This is a genomic window from Neobacillus paridis (assembly GCF_016765675.1).
Taxonomy (GTDB): Bacteria; Bacillota; Bacilli; order Bacillales; family Cytobacillaceae; genus Neobacillus; species Neobacillus paridis.
This window is the reverse complement of record NZ_JAESWB010000115.1, coordinates 19,942-44,582: the sequence shown is the minus strand read 5'-3', so window position 1 is coordinate 44,582 and position 24,641 is coordinate 19,942. Positions and strand designations below refer to the sequence as shown.

Sequence of the window (24,641 nt, the reverse complement as noted above, 5' to 3'; positions counted from 1 at the left end):
TACAAAATGTCGGTATTCTTTGAACTTATGCAGATACCCGCGATAACTCGTTGATATCCATTGCCAATATCGATTTCACCGTAAAATGTGTTACTCTTGTTGATGTAGAGGCTTGGAAGCCAGCTTGGTTAGAAACGCTGGTGCAGATTTTTGCAGTGAGCGGTAGGCTAGTCCATTAAAATAAAAGAAATAGCTGGCCCAGCCGCCGGTTTTGATAATTCCCCTCGCCAGCCTGCGGACTTCCGCCTGCTTACGGACTTTGGAATCCGATAAATAAATCCCCAATAAGCCGCGGTTAATCAGCTGATGGAATTTCTTATGCGGCAGCTGTTCGGTGTGCTTGTCTGCTTCGGCCACAAAATATTTTAAGCGGTTAAACAGCGTTTCCTGATCTTCATAATAAAAGCAAAAGTTCAAGTCCCCTTCCGCTTTATCCTCTTCCTGATCAATAAAATAATCTAGCAGGATATGTAAGCCTTGAATATAAGGGAAATAGCCATTGCGGATATTCTCCGCGTCACTTGCTTTAAAATCTTCCCGCATCGCATAAGAGATTAAGCAAAAGATTCCTAATGTTGAACCTGAGCAGGCCGAAAATTCGTACCACTCCATGTCCGGGACATGATTTCGATTCCGCTCGAACCACTTTTCAAGGCGCGGCACGCGTTCCTCTTTTTTCACGTGCTTGTGAATCTGTAAGTCACAATAATAGCGGCACAGTTCTTGAAGATAATCTTTAATCAGCCCATACGTGCTTAATTCCCTTAATACGGAACGGCATGTTTCCGATAAGTCATATAAATAATCAGCATCGTCCTGATCTTCACGGAGCCGGTAATAATTTTTCCTGTCAGCTTTGAGCACAAGCGCATCCAGCATCGATTCATGAAGGGCCGCGAAGTCATTGGGATCCAGCGAAGTACTCCGGTCACAGAGATTATCCAAATAATCGCTGATGGTTTGATAAGCCACAATAAATTTTACAGCCTGTTTATACTGCTGATTGGCTGTCAAAGCGAGAATACCTCCACCTTCGCAATGGAAGGTTTTAGTCTCAATACTGGCGAGTGCCTGCCTTCTTAACTCCGGATTGGGAATCTTTGCAGCACGACTTTTCCAATAAGCCAATTCTCGATGAACGGCAGGCAGGATTTTGCGGTATACCCTGGACATAAGAGTGAATGGCTTCATGGAAAACAACAACCTTTCTATACAATATAGCCAATAGCTTTTAATTGACTCAAAACAAAATCCTTGGCATATTCAAAAATTTCTTCTCGCTCCGGCTCGTTAAAGATTTCATGGTAGCATTGCGGCCACTCTTTAAATCTTTTTTCCGATAATGGGGCGTGATTGAACCAGTCCTTGACATTGGCCTTGTTAACTATTTTATCTTCGCCTCCCTGCATGAGAAGCATTGGGGTATCCTGGATTTTTTCAAGATCGAGAAAGGCCTGCTTCATCGCATAAACCAGCTCGCGATACCACCTGACTGAAACCTTGGTCACGAACAGCGAATCATTTGAATCGGCTTCCCAGACATCCTCATTCCTTGTGGCCATTTGGACCGTCAATCCTGAATTCACCTTAAAGGATGGAAATACAATATTTAACAGAAGAGAAATAAGTTCTAGAAATTTAGGTTGTTTCTGAACCAGCCCTAGGCAAGGAGAAGAAAGGATAACTCCGGCGATATTTAACCTTTCCTCCTGGAGTAGGCGGATTGAAATTAAGCCCCCCATACTATGCCCCATTAAAAACACTGGCAGATCATAGCGATAAGCGGCTTGAACCCAATCTTTGACCTCAAATATGTATTCATCAAAGGAATCAATATGGCCGCGGTTCGCTCTTGTGGTGATGCCTTGCCCCGGCAGGTCTGACATGATGACATGGAAGCCGGATGAACGCCACATTTCAATCAGCCAGCCATATCGCTTATGATGCTCCATCGCACCATGGACAATTACAATGACTGCTTTCGCTTCCCCTTCTGCTTCCCACTTCCACATACTTTTTCCTCCTACAAAAATTCATTATCATTCATATATTTTACCATAAAGACTAGTGTAACGTTGTCCTGAAACTGTTTCAAAAAATTGACGCCGAGATTTATTTTTTGTATTCCATTTATTAAATTCGCTAAAATAGAGTCATCATTACAAAAGGAGCGACCAGAATGATTTACCCATTCAAAGATAGGTACCCAAAGATTGCTGACTCCGCATTTATCGCTGATTTTGTAACCATTACCGGAGATGTTGAAATTGGCGAACAATCGAGCGTTTGGTTCAATACTTCGATTAGAGGTGATGTAGCGCCTACTAGAATTGGCAACAAAGTCAACATCCAGGACAATTCCGTCTTGCATCAAAGCCCAAACAACCCGCTCATTTTAGAAGATGAGGTAACAATTGGACACCAAGTAATTTTACATAGCTGTATTATCAGAAAGAGGGCCCTGATTGGGATGGGCTCGATTATCCTTGACCAGGCCGAAATTGGTGAAGGTGCCTTTATCGGTGCTGGCAGTCTTGTCCCGCAGGGAAAGAAAATCCCCCCTAATACATTAGCATTTGGCAGACCGGCAAAAGTTATTAGAGAATTAACGGATGAAGACAGAAAAGAAATAAAACGTATTTATACAGAATATGCTGAAAAAGCTCAATACTATAAGTCTTTGCAAAAAAAATAAGCACTCAAGGTGCTTATTTTTTATGAATGACTCGCATGCACTTTTTCTGTCTTATAGTCATTTTGGAAAGAATATACCTTCTCAACATATACTTGATGCCACACCATAAACATGAGAACAGTCCAAATTTTCCGGCTGTTATCGGCTTTCCCGAGGCAATGGTCATCAAGCAGCTTTAACAGGTATGATTTATTGATTAAATGATCAGTCGCGCTTTCGCGAATGATGGTTTTCGCCCACTCGTTCATCTCAGCCTTGAGCCAGTGGCGAATTGGTACCGGAAAACCGAGTTTTTTTCGATTTAACACATGATCCGGAACAATTCCTTCGGCTGCTTTCCGTAACACATACTTCGTTGTTCCGTTTGCCGTTTTTAGGCTCGTCGGAATTTTTGAAGCCACTTCAAACACGGCTTTATCAAGGAATGGTACGCGAAGCTCTAATGAATGCGCCATCGTCATTTTATCTGCCTTTAGTAAAATATCGCCGCGCATCCATGTATGAATATCAATATATTGCATTCGGTCAACAGGGTCATAGCCGCTTGATTCCTGGTAAAGCGGCTTGGTGATATCGGTAAACTTTAGTCCTTCACGATACACATTTAACAATTCACGTTTTTCTTCTTCGCTAAACATTTTGGCATTGCCGATATAACGCTCTTCCATTGGGGTTACTCCGCGTTCGATAAAGCTTTTTCCCTTCATCCCCTCCGGCATCATCCTCGAAATCAGCCGCAAAAAGCGATGAAATACACGAGGGATTTTGTTAAAAATCTCTAAGTCTTGTGGTTCGCGGTAAATATTATAACCGCCAAACAACTCATCGGCGCCTTCACCGGATAGGACAACGGTAACATGCTTTCTTGCTTCACGAGCAACAAAGTAAAGCGGCACGCAGGCAGGATCCGCCAGCGGATCATCCATATGCCAGATGATTTTCGGCACTTCTTTCATGTATTCTTCAGGTGTGATAACATAACTGATATTTTCTACGCCAAGTTTTTCTGCTGTTTCTTTGGCCACATCAATTTCACTGAAGCCATTACGTTCAAAGCCAACCGAGAAGGTCTTAATCGCTGGATGGAATTCCTTAGCAATGGAGGCAATGATCGATGAATCAATCCCGCCGGAAAGGAACGAACCGACTGGTACATCGCTGCGCATATGCATTTTTACCGAATCAAATAACACATCTCTTATTTCTTTAATAAAATCGGCTTCTGATTTTTGAATTGGGGCAAAATGCGCCTTCCAATAGCGTTTAATTTCCATTTGAGAACCGACTTTTTTCGTGAAATAATGGCCTGGTTCAAGCTTCTTAATGCCTGCAGAAAGTGTATATGGTTCCGGTACAAACTGATAAGTTAAATAGTGCTGCAAGGAATCATAATCTAAGACATCATTTTCCAGCGCCAGCAAAATACTTTTTTTCTCGGAGGCAAAGAACGTTCTCTCCCCATCCTGCAAATAAAAGAATGGTTTAATTCCAAACGGATCGCGGGCGCCGTAGAGGATTTGCTCCTGTTTATCCCAAATAACAAAGGCAAACATTCCTCTTAGTTTTTCGACTGCTTTTTCCCCTAAATGGCTGTAAAGGGCAATGATTACTTCGGTATCAGAGCTTGTCGCAAACGTTAAGCCGGCTTTTAACAATTCTTCGCGCAACTCTACATAGTTATAGATTTCACCGTTAAAAATAATCCAATAGCGTTCATTCTCATACGTAAGCGGCTGATGACCTGCCTCAAGATCAATAATACTCAAGCGGCGGAAGCCAAACTGAATATGGTCATCAAAATAAAAGCCATCATCATCAGGGCCGCGATGGGTAATGATATCATTCATATTTTTAAATTGTTGTCTTTGTTCGTCCGTATAATTTTGTGCTTTATCATGTATACAACCGATAAATCCGCACATTATGTACCTCACCTACTCCATTCAAAATATCAAAAAAGACGGTGGATCAGAACATATTTACCCAACGTCAGAGCAAGAGTTTTATTCTGCCATAACGGGAAAATCCGATCCAATCATGAGGCGCTCCGCCCCTTCCTTCAAGCAAACATACTATCTAATACTACCACTTTTTTTCGCAAAATGGCACTGTGAGTATAAGGAAATTTATGGCCTTACCATTTTTCAGTTCGCTGCTGCTGGATAAACATTGGTTTAAACCGCTAAACAAAGAATTAGACGAAAAATAAAAAATGGGAGTTACAGTTTATTTGCAACTCCCACTGAGGATCAACGATTTTCTGCCTGTTGGCGCAGTGTTTCCGCTTTATCTGTCCGCTCCCAAGGGAGGTCAATATCTGTACGGCCAAAATGTCCATAAGCGGCTGTTTTCTTATAAATCGGACGGCGTAAATCCAGCATTTTAATAATGCCTGCCGGACGAAGATCAAAGTTTTGACTGACTAGATTAACTAAGACGTCCTCACTTACTTTTCCGGTTCCAAACGTATCAATTGAAATTGAAACTGGTCTGGCAACCCCGATTGCGTAGGCCAGCTGAACTTCACATTTATCGGCAAGGCCAGCGGCCACAATATTTTTTGCTACATAGCGGGCCGCGTAGGCGGCAGAGCGGTCTACCTTGGTCGGATCTTTCCCAGAGAAAGCACCACCGCCATGGCGGGCATAGCCTCCATACGTATCAACAATAATTTTCCGACCAGTTAAGCCGGCATCTCCCTGTGGACCGCCAATCACAAAACGTCCTGTTGGGTTAATGAAATATTTCGTATTGTCATCAATAAGTTCTTTTGGAACAACCGGATTGATGACATATTCTTTTATGTTGCGCTGAATTTGCTCCAAAGAAATCTCAGGATGGTGCTGGGTTGACACGACAATTGTATCAATCCGGACCGGCTGATTGTTTTCGTCATATTCAACAGTAACCTGTGTTTTCCCATCAGGACGCAGATACGGAAGAATATCTTCTTTTCGTACTTCTGCTAACCTGCGGGCAAGCTTATGCGCAAGCGAAATCGGCAGCGGCATCAGTTCCTTCGTTTCGTTGCAGGCGAAACCAAACATTAACCCCTGATCTCCTGCCCCAATTGCCTCGATTTCTTCATCCGTCATGTTCCCTTCGCGGGCTTCAAGTGCTTGGTTGACACCCATGGCAATATCGGGCGACTGCTCGTCGATGGAGGTTAACACTGCACATGTTTCCGCATCAAAGCCATATTTGGCACGATTATAGCCAATTTCCTTAATCGTTTCCCGAACAATCTTGGGAATATCTACATATGTAGATGTGGTAATTTCCCCGGCTACAAGCACTAGACCAGTGGTTACCGATGTTTCAGCAGCAACACGGGCATTAGGGTCTTGGGCTAAAATTGCATCTAAAATTGAATCAGAAATTTGGTCACAGATCTTATCAGGATGACCTTCAGTTACTGATTCGGATGTAAACAAGTGGCGTCTTGTTGGCATCTGAATTCCTCCTATATTAATGAAATAAATGAGGTTATCTACATGGCCTGTTGCTGACAATATATTGAACCTCTAATTTAAACGGAACTCATTCCCTTTGTAGTATGAAATAAAAATGGGAAATTTATTAAGAAGAACCATTATCCCCAATAATTTCTTAAAAACAAAAAACCTTTCCATCAATGAGGAAAGGTTAAAATACACTAAATTCATTCCTTTCGCTCTTATCGTTCAAGGTCAAGCCTTGCATCTGGGTTAGCACCTTTGCCTAGAAAATGCATAGAAAAAAAACATTTTCTTCGTTGCAGGTTGCTGGGTTTCATTGGGCCCGTCCCTCCACCAGCTCGGGATAAGAGAGTATCCGTTCAAAATATAATCATAACGTACTACTGGAAACAATGTCAATATTTTTCAATCTATTGCTCTAATAATAAATTGTTCTTCCTTTTTTTTCTTTCAATGAATAGTATAAAGTGGAAGATGACATAATTTTTTCACATAATTAGTATAGACTAATCATTTAATTGTGTTATACTATTTAAAGACAATTTTTTCGTTAAAAACAAGAAAAGGAAGGTCCGATCCATGAACTCTGTTCACGTTCCAAACGAACTTAATCAGTTACTGAAAGAAAAGAACGTTCAAATGCAATTATCTGTACCCCAATTGGTTGAAAAAATCTTGGCGCGAAACGAAGGAACGTTGACCTCAACCGGTGCAGTACGTGTCTCCACCGGCAAATATACAGGCCGTTCTCCAAAAGACAAATTTATTGTTGTAGAAAAATCAACGAAAGATAAAATTGACTGGGGTTCAACAAACCAACCTATCTCTGAGGAAGTATTTACAAATCTTTATCATAAAGTCCTTCAGTATTTAAGACAGAAGGAAGATGTATTTGTATTCAAAGGATTTGCCGGTGCAGATAAAAAATCGAGATTGCCGATTCAAGTGATTAATGAATTGGCTTGGCATAATCTTTTCGTTCATCAATTGTTCATTCGTCCGACAGAGGATGAGCTTTTAGCGCATGATGCCCAATTCACTGTCATCGCTGCTCCTAATTTTAAAGCGGATCCTGCAGTAGATGGAACCAATTCGGAAACCTTTATTATTATATCGTTTGAGCGCCGAATTGTTCTTATTGGCGGGACTGAGTATGCAGGAGAAATGAAAAAGTCGATCTTCTCGATTATGAATTTCTTACTTCCTGAAAAGAATATTTTTTCCATGCACTGCTCGGCAAATGTTGGTCAAGAAGGTGACGTTGCCTTATTCTTTGGATTATCCGGAACTGGAAAGACAACGCTGTCAGCCGATCCGAATCGGAAGCTAATTGGTGACGATGAACACGGCTGGTCGTCCCATGGCGTCTTTAATATTGAAGGCGGCTGCTATGCTAAATGTATCAATCTTTCGCATGAAAAAGAACCGCAAATCTTTGATGCCATTCGCTTTGGAACTGTCTTGGAAAACGTCATCGTCAACCAAGAATCAAGGATTGCCGATTACGACGACAATACCTTAACGGAAAATACAAGGGCTGCCTATCCACTTGAAAACATTGATAATAGTGTCATTCCTAGTATTGCCGGTCATCCACATACAATCGTGTTTTTAACTGCTGATGCCTTCGGCGTGCTGCCGCCTATTGCAAAATTAACGAAAGAACAGGCCATGTACCATTTCTTAAGCGGTTATACCTCAAAGCTTGCCGGCACTGAGCGCGGTGTCACCACTCCGGAAGCAACTTTCTCGACTTGCTTTGGAGCTCCGTTCATGCCATTACCAGCGACCCGTTACGCGGAAATGCTGGGAGATAAAATTCTCGAGCATAACGTCAACGTCTTCCTAGTCAATACAGGCTGGACCGGCGGAGAATACGGTGTTGGCAGCAGGATGAAGCTTTCCTACACAAGAGCGATGGTGCAGGCCGCACTTGAAGGTGAATTAAACCATGTCGAAACAGTCACCGACGAAATCTTTGGCTTAAATATTCCGCTTCATATCGCTGGCGTGCCAGACGAGGTTCTGCAGCCAAGCAAAACTTGGCATGACCCACAAGCTTACGCTGAAAAAGCGAAGGAACTTGCAGCCAAATTCCGGGAAAACTTTAAAAAATTCCAAAACGTTGCCACTGAAATTGCCGAAAAAGGCGGACCGATTGCCTAAATAAACTAAAATGGTGCCCATTTCCTTGAAGGGCACCATTTTTTATGGATAAAACTGTGATCTAATTTGTCGAGTTCAATGAAATGAGTTGATAAGTAATCGTCGTTTTGTTATTTTCCCATTCCAGCTTCTTAATCAATGCTGAACCGCTGGAATTGCTTTCAAGAGTTTTTCTGATATCGAGTGGAATTTCAATCGGGTAGAGTCTGTACCCTTCTTTTTCTAACTGAAATAGATTTTCCTCAATTCTTATCTCTCTTCCCTTCGTCACAATCAGGGTGTTTAATTCAAGGGGCATTCCCATATAAAATCCGCTCCTCTCCAATTGATACCTCTATCTTATCATCATTTACACTGATTTTTCATCCATCTCGTTAAATCTTGGACAACTTTACGATTCACTACAGGAGGAAAGTAATGGGTAAATTCGGCAAAATACCAGCACTCAACGGGTTTCGCCAATTCTTTCAGCCGCCTTTCCAGCCGGTGAGCATGCTCAATGGAAACATTATGATCTTTAACACCGTGAATAATCAGGATCGGTGCCGACATTTTTTCAAGTTCATATAAAGGTGTTCTCGATTTGTACCTTTGCGGATATTTTGCCGGTGTTCCACCAATCACCCGCTTCATCATTCTCCTTAAATCCTTGCGTTCCCAATAAGTTAAGCTCATATCGCTGACTCCGCCCCATGTAACCAGTGAAGCAGCTTGCGGAAACTGATTCCCGGTCATTAGCGCCATGACTCCGCCCCGAGAAAAGCCAAAAATATGAACGTTCCGAATCTGTGGCAGCGATTGCAGCAATTGAAATGCTGCAAAAGCATCTTCCCGATCCTCACCGGCGAAATCCTCATTCCCTTCCCCGCCTTGGTTTCCCCGATAATAGGGTGCAAAGACAACAAAGCCCTCTTGTGCAAATTGGGCAATCCGCGCTGGCCGAACTTTACCGACATTTTTAATGCCGCCGCGCAGATAAAGAAAACCATCCGATACTTGTTCATTTTTCGGTTCCGCCAACATCCCCTTTACCCTTAATCCATTGGAAAGATAAGTAATTTCCTTTAATTCCACATTTGGATTAGGAGATGGGAACCGTGTAACCTCAACAATCATTCCGTTGTCATTATTCATCTGGATTCATCCTTTTGAAAAAAATTAAACACCGGGTAATCACACATTTTACTCCTTTTCATACATTATCATAGGTAATCAGCCCATATTAAGGAGGTTTAACATTTATGAATAAATGGTTAAAAATCAGTTTCTCCTTAGCTTTAATCGCTATTCTTATGATACCATTGGCTGCTTGTAATAATGACTCTGGAAAAGAGCCGAAGAAACTGGAGAAAGTTCGTATTGCCGAAGTAACCCGCTCGATCTTCTATGCTCCGGAATACGTTGCCTTAGCAAAGGGATTTTTTAAAGAAGAAGGTTTGGATGTCACTTTAACAACAACTCCCGGCGGTGACAAAACAATGACGACCCTTCTCTCCGGCGGGGCCGATGTCGCTCTTGTTGGTTCAGAGACATCCATTTATGTATATGCCCAGGGCTCGAATGATCCGGTGATAAATTTTGCGCAAGTCACCCAAACCGACGGCACCTTCCTGGTTGCCCGCAAGAAAATCGATAACTTCTCATGGGAGCAATTAAAGGGAACAACCTTTCTTGGACAGCGGAAAGGCGGCATGCCGCAAATGGTCGGTGAATTCGTGTTAAAGAAGCACGGTATTGATCCACACAAAGATTTAAATTTAATCCAAAATATTGAATTTGCTAATATTGCCAATGCCTTTGCTTCCGGAACCGGTGAATTTGTACAATTATTTGAACCGACGGCCAGTATTTTTGAAAAAGAAGGAAAAGGCCACATTGTCGCCTCCTTTGGAAAAGAATCCGGTCATGTTCCCTATACAACGTTTATGGCGAAAAAAAGCTATATAAAAGAACACAAAGACACCATTGAAAAATTTACAAAAGCTATTTATAAAGCGCAGCAATGGGTTAAGGACCACAGTGCTGCAGAAATCGCCAAGGCGGTGGAACCGTACTTTCCGGATACCGATTTAGATATTATGACAACTGTTGTAGAACGCTATAAAAACCAGGGCAGCTTCGCAACCGATCCGATCCTGGATGAAGAAGAGTGGAACAATCTGCAAAATATCATGAAAGAGGCTGGAGAGCTTCCCCAGGAAGTTGCCCATAAAACGCTTGTAAACACAGAAATTGCCGAAAAAGTCATTGAAAAATAAACGGAAAGGGAGGCCGTAACAAGATGAGTTTCTTGAAAGTTCAAGATGTTCACCACACGTATTTTACCAAAGCCTTACGAACCACGGCCCTCTCCAATATTAATCTTACCGTTGAGGAGGGAGAATTTGTCTCCCTTCTCGGCCCAAGTGGCTGTGGAAAAACCACCCTGCTTTCAATTATCTCGAGTCTGCTGAAACCAACGGAAGGTGCCGTTTTATTAGAAAATAAACCCGTTGCCACTACCAAAAATACAATCGGCTATATGCTTCAGCAAGATTACCTTTTTCCCTGGAAAACGATTGAAGAAAATATCCTCTTAGGTCTAAAATTAGCAAAACAGCTTAACCCAAAAACAAGGTCGAACGCTCTCAACCTATTAAAACAGATGGGATTAAACGGCGGTGTCGAAAAACAACTGCCAAAGCAACTATCTGGCGGGATGAGACAGCGTGTAGCATTAGTTCGAACATTGGCAACGGAACCAAAGCTGTTGATGCTGGATGAACCTTTCTCCGCGTTGGATTATCAAACAAAGCTAAAGCTGGAAGACTTAGTTTCGCAGACCTTAAAAGATTTCGGCAAAACGGCGATTCTCGTTACCCACGATATTGGAGAGGCTATTGCCATGAGTGACCGTGTATTTTTGCTGTCATCTCGACCGGGAACAATCCATAAAACATTTGAAATACCGGAGGAATTACGAAAATTATCCCCGTTCGAAGCAAGAAATCACTTTTTGTATTCTTCTGTGTTTCAAGCAATTTGGAAGGAGTTGGAGACCCTTGAACGAAAATCGGAATAAGATCGAACTCCTTCATCAAAACTATCTTCAGTCGTTAAAAATTGAAAAAAGATGGGTCCGCTTTTATCAGCTGATTATTCTCGCGTTTGTTTTTGCAAGCTGGGAATTGTTAAGCAGGATGCAGTGGATTGACCCGCTAATTTTTAGTTCTCCCAATAAAATATGGAAGCTGTTTTTTGAGAAAATACAAGACGGTTCATTAGCAGCTAATTTAGGAGTAACATTAACAGAAACGGTTGCCAGCTTTATTATTGCGACTGCTCTTGGCGTCATCATTGCTGCCCTTCTTTGGTGGTCACCGATGCTGTCCAACATTCTCGACCCCTACCTGGTCATTTTTAACGCCATGCCGAAGGTCGCCCTGGGGCCAGTTATCATTGTTGCTCTGAGCCCCGGATACACTTCAATCATTGCCAATGGCGTCATTATCTGTGTTATCATTACCGCGATTGTTGTCTATACTTCATTTAAAGAGGTCGATCCCAATTATTTAAAAGTGCTCCAAACCTTTGGAGCAACACGCTTTCAATGTTTTAAAGAAGCAATTATACCGGCAAGTTTTCCGACCATTATTTCGACGTTAAAAGTCAATGTCGGGCTATCCTGGGTTGGCGTGATTGTGGGAGAATTTTTAGTTTCGTCCAGAGGGTTAGGTTATATGATCATCTATGGATTCCAAGTATTTAATTTTACCCTCGTGTTTTTATCACTTTTTGTAATAGCCGTATTGGCTACAGTTATGTATCAGCTTGTTGATTTATTGGAAAAGAAATTAATCAAAGAATAGCAGGTTCGTATGTCTGCTATTCTTTTTGCTGCTGTTCGATATATTTGATACATTCCTCGACAACCTTGTCCTTCATAATAAAGCTATACTCCGGACCAAACCGCCGCTTGAGCAGATCACCGTCTATCAAAACCGGACCATTGGTTTCAAAATAATGGCTCGACTTCTCCAGATTGCTTACTTTTCCCCAAAAAACTGCCTTTACAAACGAGCCGTTTTCTTCAGTAACTCTGTATTCAGCAATTTGCTTTAATTCCTTAAAAATTGCTCCTGTTTCTTCAAAAGCCTCCCGCCTTGCCGCCTCCTCCAACGTTTCACCCTGTTCCCTTTTGCCGCCGGGGAATTCCAGCCCTCTCTTTTTATGGTCGGTCAGAACCCAGCTCTTCCCGATTTTACTGATAATCAACACATGCCCTGCTTCCTCGGCAAACACCTGCTTTGAAAAAGCTAACTCCACATTATTTCCGTGATCATCGAAAAACTGAAATCTCATAAAATCCATCTCCACTCATGTATCTAAAAAGATTATATACGAAAAAAGGAAAATCCTCGAATTTGGATTTTCCTTTACTCGTTATTGTGTGGTAAAATATTCATGGTTGCAATATGATTTTTAGCCTCTTCATCACCAAGTTGATATAACATTCCGTAGATTTGCTGAATGGTGCTGTCATAAGCATCATTTTGCCGGTCATAATGATATTGAACATAAGGAACATGAGCCCTAAAAAAGTTTTTCCATTCAGTTGTGTGATTTTGATCCATTAAGGCCCGAAGCTGTGAAATTTCTGCATCTGTTGCTTCAATTTTGTAGCTCCAAGTCGATGCTGTGGCACTTCGGGAAATTCCCCCCGTACCTACATCAATATAATAGGTTTTCTTTTGGTCTTCCATTTTTCCACCCCTTTTCATTTTTAGTCATCTGCAAAAAGAAAAAATTTATTCTCTGCCAAATTTCGATTCATTTTTCCAAATTGAATAAGATATAATATATAAACAATAAATTACAGATTTTTCAGTAAATTTGGAAATATTTTTTAGTTACTTAAGGGAATACCATAAGGAAAGAATACTAATGGGAGGTGCTTGAAATTGAAACTAATTGATGAATTATTTGAAATGTATCGCAACAAACTTACAGGTGATGAAGAAGACATTGATATGCTCGCGTTTGCTTTTTTAGAGGAAATGTCATACGAGGACCTGTTGGCTTTAATTCATGAAATGGATAAACAAGAGTTGTATGATTTAATGGGGCTGTATTTGATTGAAAGCTTAAAGGGGAAATTTGCTCAAGAACAATATGGGCAGCAGCGAGCACATATTTATTATCCAAGGAATATCCATTAAATTTACATACTAACGCGAAGAGGAAACTGAAAAGTCAGTTTCCTTTTCATTTTTCATGGTACAATATTGAAATAAGGGGGGATGGTAGAGTTGACTACTGTTTTAGTGGTATCGATCATTATTGTTTTTGTTGTACTGTTATTGGCTGTGATTACAACCTCAAAAGCCTATTCCTTTAAGCACACGGTTGATCCGGATCCGCTGGAAAATAATCATTTACTAAAATTAAATGATGAAAAAGAGCGGAAGCAAAATGTATAATAAAAACTCGCTGAATAGGCGAGTTTTTTTACAGGCAAAAACCTGTATGATTCCGTCTTAAATATGGTATCTTGAAAATAACCACTCAAAGGAGAAACCGAGGATGCTGAAAAAAATATTTATTTCACTGATCCGTTTTTACCAAGTCGCGATTTCACCCTTGAAACCGCCGACATGCCGCTTTTACCCGACCTGTTCCCAATATGGATTAGAAGCTGTCAAGCGCTTTGGTGCCGTAAAGGGCGGATATTTGGCAGTAAAAAGAATCTTAAAATGCCATCCATTGCACCCGGGGGGACTGGATCCCGTTCCGGAAACATGGGAGGATCGAAAAAAACATCAATCTTGATAACCGTTAACGATGAGGTCAAGCTTTCCCGTTTTAGGATCAATCACTAAGCCATGAACCGGTACATTTTTTGGCATCAGCGGATGATTTTTAATGATGTCCACGCTGTGAGAAACACTGTCGTTGACACTATCAAAGCCGTGAAGCCAATGATTAATATCAATTCCGGAAAAAGCTAAAGTATTCAGCGTTTCCTCGGTAATTCCCTGTTCCTTCATATGCGTTAAAACCGATTCGGCCTTTAACCCGCTCATTCCGCAATCATGGTGGGCGATCACTAATACTTCCTTAGCCTGTAATTCATATACCGCGATTAAGATACTCCGCATAATACTGCCAAACGGATGTGATACAAGTGCCCCTGCATTTTTGATGACCTTTGCATCTCCGTTTCCCAAATTTAAGGCCTTTGGCAAGAGTTCAAGGAGACGAGTATCCATACATGTCAAAATGACCATCTTTTTGTTCGGATATTTTGTTGTTTCATATTTCTCATATTCTCGATTTTCCACAAACTTCTGGTTGTATGCAAGGATCTCTTGTAACATTGTCCCATTTTTCATCATCACCACATCCTCTCTATCTCTCCCTTTATGATACAAAATAACCGAAGTTTTAAACAAATATTTTTACTCTTGCATTTTCCCCGGATTTCTTGTAATATACTAATGTTAATCGGAATCGTTACGGATTACAACTAAATTTTTTTGAACAATAAATCGGAATAAGTACGATTTAATTCAAGGGGGCTTATATGAAGAAATTTATTATTATTCTATCAGTCTTTTTACCATTAAGCATCTTATTATCTGCATGTACAAATGAGCATACTGCCAAAAAGAAGGGGCAGCTGCAAATCTATACAACGGTATACCCGCTGCAATATTTTTCGGAGCAAATAGGCGGAAAATACGTTCATGTAAACACGATCTATCCCCCTGGTTCTGATGAACATACCTTCGAGCCATCGCAAAAGGATATGATGAACCTAGCCGATTCAGACCTTTTTTTCTACATTGGACTTGGTCTGGAAGGATTTGTTGAGAAGGCAAAGGAAACGTTGAAAAATCAACATGTAACCATGGTCCCTGTCGCTGAGAAGCTTCAGCTTCCGCAAGACAACAGCTATAAAAAAGAAGACCATGACCATGATCAGGATCATAATTTACATGGCGATATTAACCCTCATGTATGGCTTGACCCACTGTACGCAAAGGAAATGGCTGGTGTGATTCGCGATCAATTAAGTAAAAAAATGCCAAAGCAAAAGGCATATTTTAATCAAAACTATCAGAAGCTGGCAGCAAAATTAAATGAATTAAATCGGCAATTTGCATCTACGATCTCCAAGGCAAAGCATAAACAAATCATTGTAACCCACGCTGCATTTGGGTATTGGGAAAATCGTTATGGACTGGAACAAATTAGTATTTCCGGACTCTCCACGACCAATGAGCCAACACAAAAGGCTCTGGAAAAAATCATTTCTTTAGCCGATCGAGAAGGTTTAAAATACATTTTATTTGAGCAAAATGTTCAATCAAAGCTGGGAAAAATAGTCCAGCAGGAGATTGGTGCCCGAGCGCTGCCAGTTCATAATTTGGCGGTTTTAACAACAGATAATCTGAATCATAAAGAAACATATTTTTCATTGATGAATAAGAACTTGAAGACATTAAAAACCGCTCTAAATGATTAGCTTTCTTCCCTTGCTGTCTACTGAGTAATTAATGAAAGAACCAGGCATTTTTGTCTGGTTCTTTAAATTGGAAATACTTTTGTAGCAATTGTTGTTTCCTTCAGTCTTTTTTCATTAATGGCAAACCCGATTCCAGGACTGTTGGGTACTTGAATCACGCCGTTTTCAACTGATACTTCAGGTAAGATAATATCCTCCTCCCAAAAACGGCTCGAAGCAGAAATATCTCCAGGGATGGAAAAGCCTTGTAAAGAGGCAAGAGCAATATTATGAGCCCGAGAAATTCCAAACTCAATCATTCCCCCACACCAAACTGGAATTTCCTGCTCAACACAATAATCATGAATCCGCTTTGCTTCGGAAAGACCGCCCACACGGCCCACTTTTATATTAATCACCTTACAGCTTCCCAACTCCACCGCTTTTCTGGCATCGTCAAAAGTTACGATACTTTCATCAAGACAAATTGGCGTTTTTATTTGTTTTTGCAGCCTCGCATGTTCAATGATATCATCATGTCCCAGCGGTTGCTCAATCATCAGCAAATTGAGTTCATCAAGGGCTCTTAGGCGGTCAAGATCATCTAAACTATAAGCTGAATTGGCATCAGCCAGTATGGGAAGCAGCGGATAACGTTTTCTGATTTCTGCTAAAAATCGATAGTCCTGCTCTGGACTGATTTTTACTTTTATCCGTTGATAACCATCTTCCAGGTAGCTTTCGATTTGTTTCAGAGCGTTTGTCAGAGAATCGGCCGCGACCACCACTCCCGAGGCAACTTCTTGGCGTGTCCCACCCAGTATCTTTGACAGTGACAGAGCCTGCTGTTTTGCATACAAATCCCAAAGGGCTGTTTCCAACCCGGCCTTGGCCATGTTGTTTCGGCGAACAGATTTGAAAAGCTCCGCTGCCTCGTCCGGATGGTCGATTGGATGTGTTTGCAATACAGGAATTAACACGTCGGTCAGCATATGGATGCTTGTTTTTACCGTTTCCTCTGTATACCATGGGGTGGAAAAAGCAACACCTTCACCATACCCGGTCATTCCCTCTTGATCCGTTATTTTGACGATAATCCCTTCCCGATCCTGAACAGTCCCTAGGTGAGTTATAAATGGAGCCTTTAATGGCATTTTGATGATAAATAGCTCGACAGCAGTGATTTTCATTAACGGAACCTTCCTTCATTCACCCAATCTCTTAAGGTTCTGCGCAGCAACTTTTTTGCCGCATTTCTTGGCAGCCGGTCTATTAGATAAAAAAACTTAGGGATTTTGTATTTTGCCAACCGATTGCGGCAAAATTGCTGTAGTTCATCAACAGGTATGTCCCGGCCATTCCTGGTGACGATAAAAGCAGCCGGCACCTGACCCCAATCCTTATCATCAACAGCGGTAACGCCTGCCTCTAAAATATCGGGATGGGCTAATAGTACCGCTTCGATTTCAGCCGGGTAAATATTTTCGCCGCCGGAAATAATTAAATCTGAGCGCCTATCAAGGACAAATAGAAACCCTTCCTCATCCAAGTAACCTACATCTCCGGTATACAACCAGCCCTGGCGAATTTTTTCTGCGGTAGCATCCTCACGATTTAAATAACCGCTTGTCACATTCGGCCCTTTTACGACGATTTCCCCTGCTTCTCCCGGCTGTGCTGTGGCCCCGTCGATTCGTTCAATTCGGATTTCTGATGGGAATAATGGTTTTCCGGCAGAACCAAGCTTAGTCAGGCTGTATTCCGGTGAAAGGGTGACGATTTGTGAAGAGGTTTCGGTCATCCCATATGTTTGAAACACAGGAATTTGCTTTTCAACACATGTCTTCAGTAATGGCAAAGGTGCCGGACCGCCGCCCAGGAGCATACAGCGAAACTCCTTCGGCAGCCGCTCGTCCTCCAGGGTATCAACGATTCGTGAGAGCATCGTGCCAACCACCGACATAATCGTTACCCGCTTATCTTTGATATCACGAATCGTTTTTTGCTCAGAAAACTTTTCATGTAGGACAATCGGCATCCCATAAATCACACTGCGCATTAAAATAGAGAAACCGCTGATATGAAATAACGGCACAGTACATAGCCAGCAATCCTGGTCTGTCAGCCCCAAGTTTAACGCTGAACCGACAGCACTCCACCAATGGTTGCCATATGTCTGAATAACCCCTTTGGGCTTCCCGGTTGTCCCGGAAGTATACATAATGGTACAAATCTCATCCAAACTGACCTCTTCTAAAAGTTTCGGCTGCACTTGCTCCTGGGCAAACAACATTGTCTTTGTTACCGATATTAAAGTGGGGAGCTGTTCGGTAAATTGCTGCTTTAAATCGGCAAAGCAATCTTCAACTATTAACACAGATGCCTGCGAATCCTGCAGCTGCCACAGCAATTCGGCCGCGGTCAAGCGGCAATTCAAGATCACCGTTTTTGTTCCTAATAGCTGGAGTGCAAATAAAATCACAATGGTATCGAGATGATTTTTTAATAAAACTGCAGTAAACTGACCGTTCTTTACTCCAAGTTTTTGCAGCTGTCCGGCTGTTTGGTAAGAACGATCGTACAATTCTTTAAAGGTTAATGATTGTTCTTGAAAACAAACAACCGTTCGTTCAGGGGTTAAAAACGCCCTTCTCGTTAAAAAATTCGGCATTTTATTGTCCATCTTTATTCACCTGCATTTCTTAAGAAAAACAGCCTGATGGAAACCCATCAAGCTGAACTGTTCATTATGGAAAACGCGGGAATTGTCCAAAATTTGGCTTCCGCTTTTCTTTAAAGGCATCGCGGCCTTCCTTCGCTTCATCTGTTGTATAATAAAGCAATGTAGCATCACCGGCAAATTGCTGTAATCCTGCTAATCCATCCGTATCGGCATTCATCGCGGCTTTCAAGAAACGCAACGCAGTCGGACTCTTTTCAAGCATTTCCTCACACCATTTAATCGTTTCATCTTCAACCTGTTCAAGCGGTACAACGGCATTGACCAAGCCCATATCCAATGCTTCCTGCGCATTGTATTGACGGCATAAGTACCAAATTTCCCGGGCTTTTTTATGACCAACAATTCTTGCCAAATAACCAGAACCATAACCGGCATCAAAGCTCCCCACCTTAGGGCCTGTCTGACCGAAAATCGCGTTATCTGCGGCAATCGTTAAATCACAGACAACATGCAAGACATGGCCTCCGCCAATCGCATAACCCTTAACCATGGCGACAACCGGTTTGGGAATAATCCTAATTAAGTGCTGCAAATCTAGAACATTTAACCTTGGGATTTGATCCTCCCCAACATAACCGCCGTGACCGCGAACTTTTTGGTCTCCGCCAGAACAGAATGCCTTATCACCGGCACCTGTCAGGATGATCACACCAATATTGGAATCATCACGGGCAGTGGCAAACGCATCGATCATTTCGGCAACGGTCTTTGGTGTAAATGCATTATGTACATGAGGGCGGTTAATCGTAATTTTAGCAATTCCATTATATGTTTCATAGATAATTTCATCGTACTTACGGCCTGGAACCCATTCTACTGCCATTCTATATAACCTCCTTATTTTTTCTCAATTGACAAGAAGTCACTTACTATTGTAACAAATTTTTCACAATCTTCCACATGAATTGCATGACCGGTATTGGGAACCGAAACCCAAATCGCTTTTTTCAGCCTAGTGATCATTTTTTCAGCAATTCCACAAAACTTTTGATCCTTTTCCCCGGTTATTAATAATACTTCACATTTAAGCGTTTCCAGCCGTTCCCACCAAGATGGCTGGGAACCTGTCCCCATATAAAGCAGACTGTTCGCCAGCCCCTTAGGTGAGTTAGCGAGCCGCTGCTTCCTGACTCTTTCCCTAGCGGCTTGTGGAAGTTGTTTCATTGATGCAAATAATGGGATCTCTTCCCAATAATCAACAAATTGCTCCATTCCTTTTTTGATGATAAAATGCGCAAGTACGGCGTCCTTGTCGCGACGCTGCTTTCTTTCTTCAACTGATAAGAGACCTGGAGAGGAGCTTTCCAAAATCAACTTTCTAACCCGCTCAGGGAAAAGAACGGCAAACGTTAACGCAAGTCTGCCGCCCATTGAATAACCAAGCAAATCGATTTGCCTGATTCCAAGCTGGTCAAGGATGAGGCTGAGATCCTGTGCCGCTGCTTCAATGGAATACCGCTGGGAATCATCAGGAAGATCCGTTTTCCCATGTCCGATAATATCGGGTATTATCAGCTGAGAATGTTTCCCCAACTGTTCACAAAAGTGAGTCCATGTCGAGGAATCACCGGTGAAACCATGTAATAACACAAGGGGAAAACCGCGGCCGCATACCTCAACATGGTAGTTAACATCATTTACAAGAAACTTCATCAAAACTCACCTTTGACAAATTTCGATATTTCCTGGGAAACAAACTGCCAAAATTCCCGATGTTCGGCACGATTTTGCTCTCTATTTGTGGTAATTTCATATACATTTAAACCTTTTATATCTTGAGATTTTTCCATTTCAAGACGAAGGTGCTCCCAATCGGTTATTTTTGTAAAGCGGCCGTTAAACATCTTGACAGCATGTTCAAATTCAAGATCCAATGGTGTCCCAAAAAGGAGTTCAAAATGTTTCGGATGCTCTGCCTGCGGCAAGAAAGAAAAAATACCGCCGCCATTATTGTTCACCAGAATAATATGAATATCTATATTAAACCTCTTTGCCGCCAATAAACCATTTAAATCATGGAAAAAGGTTAAATCGCCAAGGACGAGATACATCGATTTGGCATAAAGAGCCGCACCAAGTGCCGTAGAAACAGTTCCATCAATACCATTCGCTCCGCGATTGGCCATCACTTTAATATTTTTTCCATTGGTCAGGAAAAAGCTGTCCAGATCACGAATAGGCATGCTGTTTCCGACAAACAATGTCGCTTCCTCCGGAAGCAGTTCAGCCAATTGATAGAACAGTTTTCCTTCACTTAACTCAGGCAGCTCACGAACTTTGGTCATACTTTCCTTTGTCACCGTATTCACTTGCTGCCAATCGTTTAAGTATTGCGGTGAAGAATTTCCTTTTACATATGGTAACAGCTTTTCACAAAAGCTCGTTTCCTGACAAAAAATCATATCGGTAGATAAAACAGCCGGATCCCGCCAGTCGCCGCCGCCATCAATAACAAACTGATCGGCCTCAGGATTTTCTTTAATAAAGAATGTTAATGCTTTAGAAACGGGCATAGCTCCGAAACGAATAATGACCTCCGGCTTCAGGAAAGCCTTGGCCTCTTCATTCCGTAAAAAAGTGTCGTATGTATCAATAATATTTTTTAATTCATGCTTGCCGCTTCTAAGCTGCGATAAAGGATCCGCTAAAATAGGAAACTTTAAGACTTCAGCCAACATGGTTACAGCATTGGCAAATCTTTCGTCAGCAATGTTTCCACAAACAATAATCCCCCGCCTATTGTCCACTCTCGCAGCAACTTGCTGAAAATGTCCGTCACCCATCAGTAACTCACCACTATGAACCTTGACATACCCCTGCGGACGCTCCGTTAATCGAAAGAGATTCTCATCCAATTGTGGAATGAGCGGCTCCCGAAACGGGAAATTCAAATGAACCGGACCAGCAGGTGCCTTGCCCGCAATGGCAATAGCACGGGAACAAACGGTTCTGGCATAGCGAATCATATCTACTGATTTCTCCGGCAGGGCCATTTCCGCAAACCATTTGACATGATGTCCATATAGGTGAATTTGGTCAATTGCCTGTGGCGCGCCAATTTCTCTTAATTCAGGCGGTCTGTCAGCAGTCAATACAAGCAAAGGAACCCGGGCATAATGCGCTTCGACAATCGCCGGGAAATAATTGGCTGCTGCCGTTCCTGAAGTACAAAGAATGGCAACCGGACGATTGGTTATTTTGGCAATCCCTAGTGCAAAAAAGGCAGCTGAACGTTCGTCAACATGAATATGAACTTTTAAATTTGGATGTTCTGCCATTACCATTGCCATCGGTGTAGACCGGGAACCGGGACTTACGACGACATCGCTAATCCCTGAATGAACCAATTCTGCCACGAAGGCAGCAAGGTATGCGGTTAATGATTCTTGATGACTCATTTTATTCCCCTCCAAGAGCTCTAAGCATTGGTCTAAATTTCAAGCCCGTCTCCAAATATTCACTTTCGGAATCAGAATCTGCCACTACTCCACAGCCGGCAAACAGCGATGCCTCGTTCCCCTGAATTAAGCCGGAGCGGATTGCCACCGCAAACTCCCCGTTCCCTTGGTAATCAAGCCAGCCAATTGGTGCAGCATAAAAACCGCGGTCAAGCTCCTCAACCTGCCTAATTTTTTCAACTGCTTGCTTTTGCGGCAGGCCGCCAAGAGCGGGTGTCGGATGCAGCTTTTCCACTAATCTGAGCAATGATGAATCTTTACGTGCCTTTCCGATTACAGGTGTGTAAAGATGCTGAATATCTCTAATTTTCATTAATTGCGGCCGGTCAGGAAGAATGATCTTATCACATGACTCCGCTAATGCTTCCCTGATCATTTCCACCACATAATGATGTTCAATTAAATTCTTTTGATCATGAAGTAATTCTTCTCCTAAACGCCTGTCTTCCTCTGCTGTAGTTCCGCGAGAAATGGAACCAGCCAGGCAGGTGGAAAAAATCTCAGTTCCATGTTTTTTTACGAGCCTTTCCGGTGTCGCCCCCAGAAAACAATCCCCATTTGATTCCAGTGCAAAGATAAAGCTTTCATGCTGCTGTTCATATAAGTTCGCGATTATTTTTCCCGTATCCAGCTGCTTGTTAAAAATAAGCCTCAGTTCACGGGCCAAAACAACTTTCTTCAATGGCCCTCCGCTTAATTCCTTGGCGACGTCGTCAACAGACCGTTTCCATTTATCTTTTGAAATTTCTTTTATTTCACTGAGTACTGCTGGTTCTGCTTCGTGCTTGAGATAAAATGAAAGCATCAGCTGATTGCGTTCAACGGAGATCTTCTCCAATAAAGAGGGATCATCCTCCTCCAGGCAAATAACATTTGTCGTTAAATAAGCCTCATTGTTCATAATGGTGAGCATATATTTAGGTAAATAAAAGAGGGAATCAGGGTATTTTGCCCACAGTTCCGTTTTATTCTTATATGGATCAAAAGAAAATCCGCCAAAAAGAACCGGACCAATGCCAATTGTGGAATAGGAATTAAAGATGAGACCGTCCATTAAAATCTGTTCCCACTCTTTTTCCACACGAAAAAAGCGGTCAGTAGCCTGAACCGACTGAATCTGTTTTGCAATTCCAAGTCCAATCAGGAAAATCTCGTCTTTTGGATCCTTCCAGAAAAATCTTTCCCCTAAAAACAGCTCTTCTCCGGAATTTAAAAATGTAAATGGATTGAGGCCATCCAATTTATGCACTTCACTAAGCAATACGGGTCGACCAAGTTCCTTTGCGCGGTCAACTGCCGTAAGGCCCCTTTCAATTATTTCTGTTTCCTGAATGGTATACAAATAAATCCCTCCAAAACAGCCGAAATGACTGCCAGCCATCCATTTTGTAAGCCCTTTTTTTAAGATACAACTCCAATTGTAAAGAAGTCAACATGACTTGTCACTATTTATCCCCGTTTCATCCCTTATTATATGTCAAATTTCCGTGTAATGGTTAAAATGTGTTTTATCATTTTCTCACGAACTTCTCCCTATTTACCAAGTAGGGAGAATCTTCTAGTTTTGAAAGTAAAATTTAATTGACACTCATTGGTGAATTCCCTACACTTAGGGTTGGATATTAATAAAATTGTAACAATTTGATGAAATTAGAGATCTATATAAGGGGAGGAGAATGGCATATGCAGCCTAATTTACAGCAGGGTGCGAAACCGGTTGTTGAAGCCAACAAGGGTTTTCAAGTGTGGTGGCAAATGACCCGTCCTCATACATTAACAGCAGCATTTGTACCTGTTGTACTTGGCACCGCACTTGCTTTTAAAGAAGGAAGTTTTCACTTTGGACTTTTCTTTGCGATGTTAATTGCCAGCCTATTAATTCAGGCAGCCACTAATATGTTTAATGAGTACTATGACTTTAAACGCGGGCTTGATTCTGAACATTCAGTCGGGATTGGCGGTACTATCGTCCGTGACGGAATTAAACCAAAGACAGTCATGCAGCTCGCTCTAGCCTGTTATGGAATTGCCCTGTTATTGGGGGTTTACATTTGCGCCAATAGCAGCTGGTATTTAACTCTTGTCGGGCTTATTTGTATGGCGGTCGGCTACCTGTATACCGGCGGTCCGCTGCCTATTTCCTATACACCTTTTGGTGAATTATTTTCCGGTCTTTTTATGGGAATGTTCATTATCTTAATTGCTTTCTTTATCCAAACAGGAACCATTACCAGCGGAAGCATTCTGTTTTCAATCCCAATTTTTATTTTAGTCAGTGCGATTAATTTATCGAACAATATTCGCGACCTTGACGGTGATAAAGAGAATGGCCGCAAAACCGTGGCAGTTCTGTTAGGCAAGAAAAAAGCCGTTATATTATTAGCCGGGATGTTTATCTTTTCCTATCTCTGGGTTTTAGGGCTGATTATCAGCAGCGTTGCACCTATATGGACGGCTCTTGTCATTTTAAGCACAATCAAACCAATCAAGGCAATCAAAGTCTTTAATAAAGGCGTCCTGCCAATTCAAATGGCTCCAGCGATGAAGGCCACGGCGCAGACCAATACCTTTTTTGGACTGTTATTCACCGTCGGCATTTTTGTCGGACATTTCTTTTAGAATTTGAAAAGCTTCT

Annotated in this window: 25 protein-coding genes and 1 riboswitch; of the genes, 10 read left to right on the top strand and 15 right to left on the bottom strand. The window is 41.9% G+C overall.

Going from position 1 to position 24,641, the window contains the following annotated elements; translation table 11 throughout:
* Positions 1-90 precede the first annotated feature (90 nt).
* A complete protein-coding gene (gene tbcS, locus JK635_RS06680) occupies positions 91-1,191 on the bottom strand; it encodes a tetraprenyl-beta-curcumene synthase (RefSeq protein WP_202653175.1) in 1,101 nt (366 codons plus the stop codon).
* Positions 1,192-1,208: 17 nt separating this feature from the next.
* Positions 1,209-2,012, bottom strand: coding sequence for an alpha/beta hydrolase (locus tag JK635_RS06675; RefSeq protein ID WP_202653174.1), 804 nt, complete (start codon positions 2,010-2,012; stop codon positions 1,209-1,211).
* A gap of 167 nt (positions 2,013-2,179) precedes the next feature.
* On the opposite strand from JK635_RS06675, the gene JK635_RS06670 reads away from it, so the two are divergent.
* Positions 2,180-2,695 (top strand): gamma carbonic anhydrase, encoded by a 516-nt coding sequence (locus tag JK635_RS06670; RefSeq protein ID WP_202653173.1) that lies wholly within the window; start codon positions 2,180-2,182, stop codon positions 2,693-2,695.
* A gap of 20 nt (positions 2,696-2,715) precedes the next feature.
* On the opposite strand, the gene asnB is transcribed toward JK635_RS06670, so the two are convergent.
* Positions 2,716-4,617, bottom strand: a complete 1,902-nt coding sequence (asnB, locus tag JK635_RS06665) for an asparagine synthase (glutamine-hydrolyzing) (protein ID WP_202653172.1) — start codon at positions 4,615-4,617, stop codon at positions 2,716-2,718.
* Between the two features lie 327 nt (positions 4,618-4,944).
* Positions 4,945-6,147 carry a methionine adenosyltransferase gene (gene metK, locus JK635_RS06660; RefSeq protein WP_202653171.1) on the bottom strand — a complete coding sequence of 401 codons (1,203 nt, stop codon included), beginning with the start codon at positions 6,145-6,147 and terminating at the stop codon, positions 4,945-4,947.
* Positions 6,148-6,368: 221 nt separating this feature from the next.
* Positions 6,369-6,503, bottom strand: a riboswitch (SAM riboswitch).
* A gap of 229 nt (positions 6,504-6,732) precedes the next feature.
* On the opposite strand from metK, the gene pckA reads away from it, so the two are divergent.
* On the top strand, positions 6,733-8,319 hold the full coding sequence (gene pckA / locus JK635_RS06655) for a phosphoenolpyruvate carboxykinase (ATP) (RefSeq protein ID WP_202653170.1): 1,587 nt from the start codon (positions 6,733-6,735) through the stop codon (positions 8,317-8,319).
* Positions 8,320-8,380: 61 nt separating this feature from the next.
* On the opposite strand, the gene JK635_RS06650 is transcribed toward pckA, so the two are convergent.
* Both JK635_RS06650 and JK635_RS06645 read right to left on the bottom strand, forming a co-directional pair.
* Positions 8,381-8,623, bottom strand: coding sequence for a DUF2584 domain-containing protein (locus JK635_RS06650; protein ID WP_202653169.1), 243 nt, complete (start codon positions 8,621-8,623; stop codon positions 8,381-8,383).
* 41 nt (positions 8,624-8,664) lie between these two features.
* Positions 8,665-9,453: an alpha/beta hydrolase family protein gene (locus JK635_RS06645; RefSeq protein WP_202653168.1), complete on the bottom strand. Its 789-nt coding sequence runs from the start codon at positions 9,451-9,453 to the stop codon at positions 8,665-8,667.
* A gap of 107 nt (positions 9,454-9,560) precedes the next feature.
* Between JK635_RS06645 and JK635_RS06640 the strand changes: the two genes are divergently transcribed.
* From JK635_RS06640 to JK635_RS06630, 3 genes are read left to right on the top strand one after another with little or no spacing between them, the layout of a single operon-like run.
* Positions 9,561-10,577, top strand: a complete 1,017-nt coding sequence (locus JK635_RS06640) for an ABC transporter substrate-binding protein (protein ID WP_202653167.1) — start codon at positions 9,561-9,563, stop codon at positions 10,575-10,577.
* A gap of 23 nt (positions 10,578-10,600) precedes the next feature.
* Positions 10,601-11,380 carry an ABC transporter ATP-binding protein gene (locus JK635_RS06635; protein WP_202653166.1) on the top strand — a complete coding sequence of 260 codons (780 nt, stop codon included), beginning with the start codon at positions 10,601-10,603 and terminating at the stop codon, positions 11,378-11,380.
* The gene (locus JK635_RS06630; protein WP_202653165.1) at positions 11,361-12,167 is read left to right on the top strand and encodes an ABC transporter permease; all 807 of its coding nucleotides are present in this window, start codon (positions 11,361-11,363) and stop codon (positions 12,165-12,167) included. Before JK635_RS06635 ends, JK635_RS06630 begins: the two co-directional genes overlap by 20 nt.
* 16 nt (positions 12,168-12,183) lie before the next feature.
* Here the strand turns inward: JK635_RS06630 and ytkD are convergent, their stop codons facing one another.
* Positions 12,184-12,660 (bottom strand): RNA deprotection pyrophosphohydrolase, encoded by a 477-nt coding sequence (ytkD, locus tag JK635_RS06625; protein ID WP_202653164.1) that lies wholly within the window; start codon positions 12,658-12,660, stop codon positions 12,184-12,186.
* Positions 12,661-12,734: 74 nt separating this feature from the next.
* The gene (locus JK635_RS06620; protein WP_202653163.1) at positions 12,735-13,061 is read right to left on the bottom strand and encodes a hydrolase; all 327 of its coding nucleotides are present in this window, start codon (positions 13,059-13,061) and stop codon (positions 12,735-12,737) included.
* A 198-nt stretch (positions 13,062-13,259) separates the two neighbouring features.
* On the opposite strand from JK635_RS06620, the gene JK635_RS06615 reads away from it, so the two are divergent.
* The 3 genes from JK635_RS06615 to yidD all read left to right on the top strand — a co-directional run bounded on the left by JK635_RS06615 (position 13,260) and on the right by yidD (position 14,127).
* Positions 13,260-13,517, top strand: a complete 258-nt coding sequence (locus JK635_RS06615; RefSeq protein ID WP_202653162.1) for a DUF6154 family protein — start codon at positions 13,260-13,262, stop codon at positions 13,515-13,517.
* A 90-nt stretch (positions 13,518-13,607) separates the two neighbouring features.
* Positions 13,608-13,778 carry a YtzI protein gene (gene ytzI, locus JK635_RS06610; protein ID WP_202653161.1) on the top strand — a complete coding sequence of 57 codons (171 nt, stop codon included), beginning with the start codon at positions 13,608-13,610 and terminating at the stop codon, positions 13,776-13,778.
* Between the two features lie 103 nt (positions 13,779-13,881).
* Positions 13,882-14,127, top strand: coding sequence for a membrane protein insertion efficiency factor YidD (gene yidD, locus JK635_RS06605; protein WP_202653160.1), 246 nt, complete (start codon positions 13,882-13,884; stop codon positions 14,125-14,127).
* On the opposite strand, the gene JK635_RS06600 is transcribed toward yidD, so the two are convergent.
* On the bottom strand, positions 14,118-14,675 hold the full coding sequence (locus JK635_RS06600) for a beta-class carbonic anhydrase (protein ID WP_374049143.1): 558 nt from the start codon (positions 14,673-14,675) through the stop codon (positions 14,118-14,120). The genes yidD and JK635_RS06600 overlap by 10 nt on opposite strands.
* A gap of 206 nt (positions 14,676-14,881) precedes the next feature.
* Between JK635_RS06600 and JK635_RS06595 the strand changes: the two genes are divergently transcribed.
* The gene (locus JK635_RS06595; protein ID WP_202653159.1) at positions 14,882-15,826 is read left to right on the top strand and encodes a metal ABC transporter solute-binding protein, Zn/Mn family; all 945 of its coding nucleotides are present in this window, start codon (positions 14,882-14,884) and stop codon (positions 15,824-15,826) included.
* A 62-nt stretch (positions 15,827-15,888) separates the two neighbouring features.
* Here the strand turns inward: JK635_RS06595 and menC are convergent, their stop codons facing one another.
* From menC to JK635_RS06565, 6 genes are all read right to left on the bottom strand, one after another.
* Positions 15,889-16,995 (bottom strand): o-succinylbenzoate synthase, encoded by a 1,107-nt coding sequence (menC, locus tag JK635_RS06590; RefSeq protein ID WP_202653158.1) that lies wholly within the window; start codon positions 16,993-16,995, stop codon positions 15,889-15,891.
* Positions 16,995-18,488: an o-succinylbenzoate--CoA ligase gene (locus tag JK635_RS06585; protein WP_202653157.1), complete on the bottom strand. Its 1,494-nt coding sequence runs from the start codon at positions 18,486-18,488 to the stop codon at positions 16,995-16,997. The genes menC and JK635_RS06585 overlap by 1 nt, the downstream gene beginning before the upstream one ends.
* A gap of 64 nt (positions 18,489-18,552) precedes the next feature.
* Positions 18,553-19,371 (bottom strand): 1,4-dihydroxy-2-naphthoyl-CoA synthase, encoded by an 819-nt coding sequence (menB, locus tag JK635_RS06580; RefSeq protein WP_202653156.1) that lies wholly within the window; start codon positions 19,369-19,371, stop codon positions 18,553-18,555.
* 14 nt (positions 19,372-19,385) lie between these two features.
* The gene (gene menH / locus JK635_RS06575) at positions 19,386-20,201 is read right to left on the bottom strand and encodes a 2-succinyl-6-hydroxy-2,4-cyclohexadiene-1-carboxylate synthase (RefSeq protein WP_202653155.1); all 816 of its coding nucleotides are present in this window, start codon (positions 20,199-20,201) and stop codon (positions 19,386-19,388) included.
* Entirely contained in the window at positions 20,201-21,946 is a 1,746-nt protein-coding gene (menD, locus tag JK635_RS06570) for a 2-succinyl-5-enolpyruvyl-6-hydroxy-3-cyclohexene-1-carboxylic-acid synthase (protein ID WP_202653154.1), read from the bottom strand. The genes menH and menD overlap by 1 nt, the downstream gene beginning before the upstream one ends.
* Position 21,947: 1 nt before the next feature.
* A complete protein-coding gene (locus JK635_RS06565; RefSeq protein WP_202653153.1) occupies positions 21,948-23,348 on the bottom strand; it encodes an isochorismate synthase in 1,401 nt (466 codons plus the stop codon).
* Positions 23,349-23,689: 341 nt separating this feature from the next.
* Between JK635_RS06565 and JK635_RS06560 the strand changes: the two genes are divergently transcribed.
* Positions 23,690-24,625 (top strand): 1,4-dihydroxy-2-naphthoate polyprenyltransferase, encoded by a 936-nt coding sequence (locus tag JK635_RS06560; protein ID WP_202653152.1) that lies wholly within the window; start codon positions 23,690-23,692, stop codon positions 24,623-24,625.
* The last annotated feature ends 16 nt before the right edge of the window (positions 24,626-24,641 follow it).

Excerpts from the sequence above, each read along its gene's own strand:
- JK635_RS06620 (WP_202653163.1), bottom strand. The coding sequence starts at position 13,061 with ATGGAAGACCAAAAGAAAACCTATTATATTGATGTAGGTACGGGGGGA.
- asnB (WP_202653172.1), bottom strand. The coding sequence starts at position 4,617 with ATGTGCGGATTTATCGGTTGTATACATGATAAAGCACAAAATTATACG.
- menC (WP_202653158.1), bottom strand. The coding sequence starts at position 16,995 with ATGAAAATCACTGCTGTCGAGCTATTTATCATCAAAATGCCATTAAAG.
- JK635_RS06640 (WP_202653167.1), top strand. The coding sequence starts at position 9,561 with ATGAATAAATGGTTAAAAATCAGTTTCTCCTTAGCTTTAATCGCTATT.
- JK635_RS06600 (WP_374049143.1), bottom strand. The coding sequence starts at position 14,675 with ATGTTACAAGAGATCCTTGCATACAACCAGAAGTTTGTGGAAAATCGA.
- JK635_RS06635 (WP_202653166.1), top strand. The coding sequence starts at position 10,601 with ATGAGTTTCTTGAAAGTTCAAGATGTTCACCACACGTATTTTACCAAA.
- ytkD (WP_202653164.1), bottom strand. The coding sequence starts at position 12,660 with ATGAGATTTCAGTTTTTCGATGATCACGGAAATAATGTGGAGTTAGCT.
- metK (WP_202653171.1), bottom strand. The coding sequence starts at position 6,147 with ATGCCAACAAGACGCCACTTGTTTACATCCGAATCAGTAACTGAAGGT.
- JK635_RS06595 (WP_202653159.1), top strand. The coding sequence starts at position 14,882 with ATGAAGAAATTTATTATTATTCTATCAGTCTTTTTACCATTAAGCATC.
- yidD (WP_202653160.1), top strand. The coding sequence starts at position 13,882 with ATGCTGAAAAAAATATTTATTTCACTGATCCGTTTTTACCAAGTCGCG.
- JK635_RS06675 (WP_202653174.1), bottom strand. The coding sequence starts at position 2,012 with ATGTGGAAGTGGGAAGCAGAAGGGGAAGCGAAAGCAGTCATTGTAATT.
- JK635_RS06645 (WP_202653168.1), bottom strand. The coding sequence starts at position 9,453 with ATGAATAATGACAACGGAATGATTGTTGAGGTTACACGGTTCCCATCT.
- menB (WP_202653156.1), bottom strand. The coding sequence starts at position 19,371 with ATGGCAGTAGAATGGGTTCCAGGCCGTAAGTACGATGAAATTATCTAT.
- menH (WP_202653155.1), bottom strand. The coding sequence starts at position 20,201 with ATGAAGTTTCTTGTAAATGATGTTAACTACCATGTTGAGGTATGCGGC.
- menD (WP_202653154.1), bottom strand. The coding sequence starts at position 21,946 with ATGAGTCATCAAGAATCATTAACCGCATACCTTGCTGCCTTCGTGGCA.
- JK635_RS06585 (WP_202653157.1), bottom strand. The coding sequence starts at position 18,488 with ATGGACAATAAAATGCCGAATTTTTTAACGAGAAGGGCGTTTTTAACC.
- JK635_RS06670 (WP_202653173.1), top strand. The coding sequence starts at position 2,180 with ATGATTTACCCATTCAAAGATAGGTACCCAAAGATTGCTGACTCCGCA.
- pckA (WP_202653170.1), top strand. The coding sequence starts at position 6,733 with ATGAACTCTGTTCACGTTCCAAACGAACTTAATCAGTTACTGAAAGAA.
- JK635_RS06560 (WP_202653152.1), top strand. The coding sequence starts at position 23,690 with ATGCAGCCTAATTTACAGCAGGGTGCGAAACCGGTTGTTGAAGCCAAC.
- JK635_RS06650 (WP_202653169.1), bottom strand. The coding sequence starts at position 8,623 with ATGGGAATGCCCCTTGAATTAAACACCCTGATTGTGACGAAGGGAAGA.
- tbcS (WP_202653175.1), bottom strand. The coding sequence starts at position 1,191 with ATGAAGCCATTCACTCTTATGTCCAGGGTATACCGCAAAATCCTGCCT.